This window comes from Corynebacterium tuscaniense (assembly GCF_008693065.1).
Classification (GTDB): domain Bacteria; phylum Actinomycetota; class Actinomycetes; order Mycobacteriales; family Mycobacteriaceae; genus Corynebacterium; species Corynebacterium tuscaniense.
In genome coordinates this window covers 1-3444 of record NZ_VXKH01000100.1, presented here as the reverse complement: position 1 = coordinate 3444, position 3444 = coordinate 1, and the positions used below count along the sequence as shown (strand labels likewise).

Genomic DNA, 3444 nt, shown 5'->3' with positions numbered 1-3444 from the left:
GCTAAACCCGCCACGAGCGCTGCAAAAGGATTCATGCCGGCAACGCTAAACCGAAACCCGCAAACGCGCAGCAAACGGCCAAAACGGCCTGTGGATAACACAAAACTATCCACAAGCCACGCGCACCGAACCACGCACCAAAACACGCGAAGAAGTCACAGATCCAGCACAAACAGCCCGGTTCCCTACAAACATGAAAAAGTTAAGGCGGCGGAAAACACAAGACCGGTCTATGTTGGGCGCTCAGAGGCGGTCTTAGAGTTAGGTTTGAGGAAAGGAATACAGCACGGCACCGGACATGGATCGTGTCGTTTAGCCCGTTACTCGCTGGGTGCAGGACGGTAGGTGCGGGAAGATCCGGAGCCGCTGAGTTCGGGGGTGTCGTCGGTGGGTGCGCCGGCAACGTCGATAAGCGACTCGGGGACTTCAATGAGCACGGTGCGCACTTTGATGCGTCCACGGCGATCGCGGCCACCTTCGGCGGTGAAGCGAATGCCGCCGACTTCTACGTCGGAACCTGGTAGTGGCACGCGACCCAGGCCGTAGGACAAAAGGCCGGCGACGGTTTCCACGTTGTCCGTGATTTCTTCGTCGAACTCGAAGGCGAAGCCCTGCTCATCGGCGAAGTAGTCCACCAGATCATCCAGCGGCAGGCGTGCTTGGGCGCGGAAGAAACGCGACTGCGCGGCGGGATCTTCACCGTTCACCGGCTCAATGGGGGCTTCCTCATCCGCATCATACTCATCGGCGATCTCACCGACGATCTCCTCGAGGATGTCCTCCATGGTCATGAGCCCGGCGATGCCACCGTATTCATCCACCAGGATGGCAATGTGGGTTTGGTCCCGTTGCATTTCCTGCAGCAGATCATCCAGTGGCTTGGAGTCGGGGACGTACATTGGTTCGCGCATGAGTTCCGTGATGCGCACGCCGGTGCCGCCATCGGTGCGGTTGTAGGTTTTGGCCACCACGTCTTTGAGGTATGCGATGCCCAGCACGTCATCGACGCTCTCCCCGATCACTGGGACGCGAGAGTGCCCGGAACGGATCATCAAGTTCGCTGCCTGGCCGGCGGATTTTTCATGTTCGATCCACACCATCTCTGGGCGTGGCACCATCACCTGGCGCGCTTGTGTATCCGCGAGATCAAAAATGTTTTGGATCATGCGGCGCTCGCTGGTTTCCACCACGCCCTGCTCCTGGGCAATGTCCACTGCTTCGCGCAGTTCCACGTCAGTGGCGTAGGGGTTCTCCAGGTCCTCCTCACCAGGGGTGACCAGGTTGCTGGCCCGGATGAGCAGCTTGGACAGCGGGCCAAGCACGGTGTACACCACGGTAAGGATCTGCGCCGCGCGCAGCGAGATCGTGTACGGGCTGAGTTTGCCGGCCCGGCGTGCGTTGATACCAATGAGCCCAAAGCGCAGCAACGCCACGGCCAGGATCGCGGCTGTGATAGCCCACACGCGGGATTCGATCAGCTCCATCGCCGTGAGCAGCGCGAAGACCGCAGCCACAGTATCCAGCACCATTTGCACGAGCGCCAGCATGCTGAGGTGGTTGGTTTTGGAATCCACCACGCGCAGTAAGGCGCGTGCACCACTGGCTTCGTCTTTGGCCATCGCTTCCACGCGTGCCTTGGAAATCGGGATGAGCGCGGACTCGATCATTTTGATCACGCCCGCCGCTGCCAAGGACACGAGCGCTACGAGCAGGTAGGTTGCCCACAAAGTCACGGTGGTTATTCGCCTCGCTTCTCGACGATCCCGTCAAGCTCCACCCGATCCGCCGCCGACGGGAAAGCATGTTTGCCTTCCGGTTTCGGCTGGTAGGTGACGCCACGGGCCTCCAAGTTGTCGTACCAATCTGCCAGGATCTCGTTCTGCAGCGCGAACATTTCACGCTCATCAGCCGGGGTGGCGTGGTCATAACCCAGCAGGTGCAGGCATCCGTGGACGGTGAGAAGCGCCATTTCATGGCCGAGCGGGTGACCAGCGGCGTCTGCCTGCTTCCGGTCATACTCTGGGCACAAGATGATGTCCCCCAGCATGGCCGGGCCAGGTGCCGGTGCATCCGGGCGACCTGAACCCGGGGTGAGTTCATCCATGGGGAAGCTCATCACATCCGTTGGGCCGGGCAAGTCCATCCACCTCATGTGCAGATCTGCCATGGTGGGTGTATCCACACACGTGATGGTTAGGTCCGTGTCCGGGTGAACGTCCATGGCGCGCAGCGCAAAGGAGGCAACATCAACGAGCATTTCTTCGTTGACGTCCGTCTCCCCAGACTCATTCAGAACTTCGATGCTCATGCTTGCTCCTTAGTGTCCGCTGGAGTGTCCTCCGGATGCGCCTGGTGTTCCGCCTCCGCATCCCAGCGTGCAGCACGGTCCGCGTCATACTTGTCGTATGCGGCCACAATACGGCTGACCAGCTGGTGGCGCACCACATCATTCGCGCCGAATTCCTGGAAGTGAATCCCTGGCACGTCCCGCAGGATCTTGCGTACGATCCGCAGACCAGAGACCACGCCACGCGGCAGGTCCACCTGGGAGATGTCACCGGTGACCACCATCTTGGAACCAAAACCCAGGCGAGTGAGGAACATCTTCATTTGCGAAGGGGTGGTGTTTTGTGCCTCATCCAGGATGACAAACGCGTCATTAAGCGTGCGGCCACGCATGTACGCCAACGGCGCCACTTCGATGATCCCGGCCTCCATGAGTTTGGGGATCATTTCGGGGTCGAGCATGTCCCGCAATGCGTCATAAAGCGGGCGCAGATACGGGTCGATCTTGTCATTCAGTGTGCCGGGCAGAAAGCCCAGCTTCTCCCCTGCCTCCACCGCGGGGCGGGTGAGAATAATGCGCTTGACTTCCTTGGCCTGCAGTGCCTGAACAGCCTTAGCCACTGCCAGGTAGGTCTTGCCGGAACCTGCGGGGCCGATGCCGAAGACAATCGTGTTCTCATCAATCGCATCCACATACTCGCGCTGGCCAGCCGTTTTAGGGCGGATCACTTTACCGCGGCGTGCGATTATTTCACGGCCAAGGATCTCCGCGGCGGACTCCGGCATGTCCGTGGCCATAATGTCCACCGCGTGCTTCACCGCATCCGGGGTGATCACAATGCCACGACGCGCCATCGCCTGAATTTCATCCACCACCCGCGCGGCGTAGGCCACAGCCTCAACCGGACCGCGCATGGTCACGGTGGTGCCACGAGCGAAAAGGTCGGCGCCGAGCAGCTGGTTGAGTGTGTGCAGCGTCGCGTCGTTGATGCCCAGCACAGCTTGGGCGTAATCGGGGTCGAGCTCGTAGGAGCTTGTGACCAGTTCTGCCATGCGGTTTACCCTACCAGCGCCCCGTCAACGCCCCGACGGCGCAAAGCGCTGCCAGCCCGGCGCTCGCTGTGCGCAGAACCTCCGGGCCGAGCGTGATCGCCTGTG

The 3444-nt window shown here is 60.7% G+C and carries 3 protein-coding genes and 1 pseudogene; all 4 read right to left on the bottom strand.

The window, feature by feature from the left end:
* Positions 1–320 precede the first annotated feature (320 nt).
* On the bottom strand, positions 321–1742 hold the full coding sequence (locus F4V54_RS10445) for a hemolysin family protein (RefSeq protein ID WP_373277198.1): 1422 nt from the start codon (positions 1740–1742) through the stop codon (positions 321–323).
* Positions 1739–2308, bottom strand: coding sequence for an rRNA maturation RNase YbeY (ybeY, locus tag F4V54_RS10440; protein ID WP_150387096.1), 570 nt, complete (start codon positions 2306–2308; stop codon positions 1739–1741). The genes F4V54_RS10445 and ybeY overlap by 4 nt, the downstream gene beginning before the upstream one ends.
* Entirely contained in the window at positions 2305–3339 is a 1035-nt protein-coding gene (locus F4V54_RS10435; RefSeq protein ID WP_150387095.1) for a PhoH family protein, read from the bottom strand. The genes ybeY and F4V54_RS10435 overlap by 4 nt, the downstream gene beginning before the upstream one ends.
* Positions 3340–3349: 10 nt before the next feature.
* Positions 3350–3444 (bottom strand): annotated as a pseudogene (locus F4V54_RS11820) (16S rRNA (uracil(1498)-N(3))-methyltransferase); the annotation flags it as partial.

Coding starts and splice junctions, on each gene's coding strand:
- ybeY (WP_150387096.1), bottom strand. CDS start 2,308: ATGAGCATCGAAGTTCTGAATGAGTCTGGGGAGACGGACGTCAACGAA.
- F4V54_RS10435 (WP_150387095.1), bottom strand. CDS start 3,339: ATGGCAGAACTGGTCACAAGCTCCTACGAGCTCGACCCCGATTACGCC.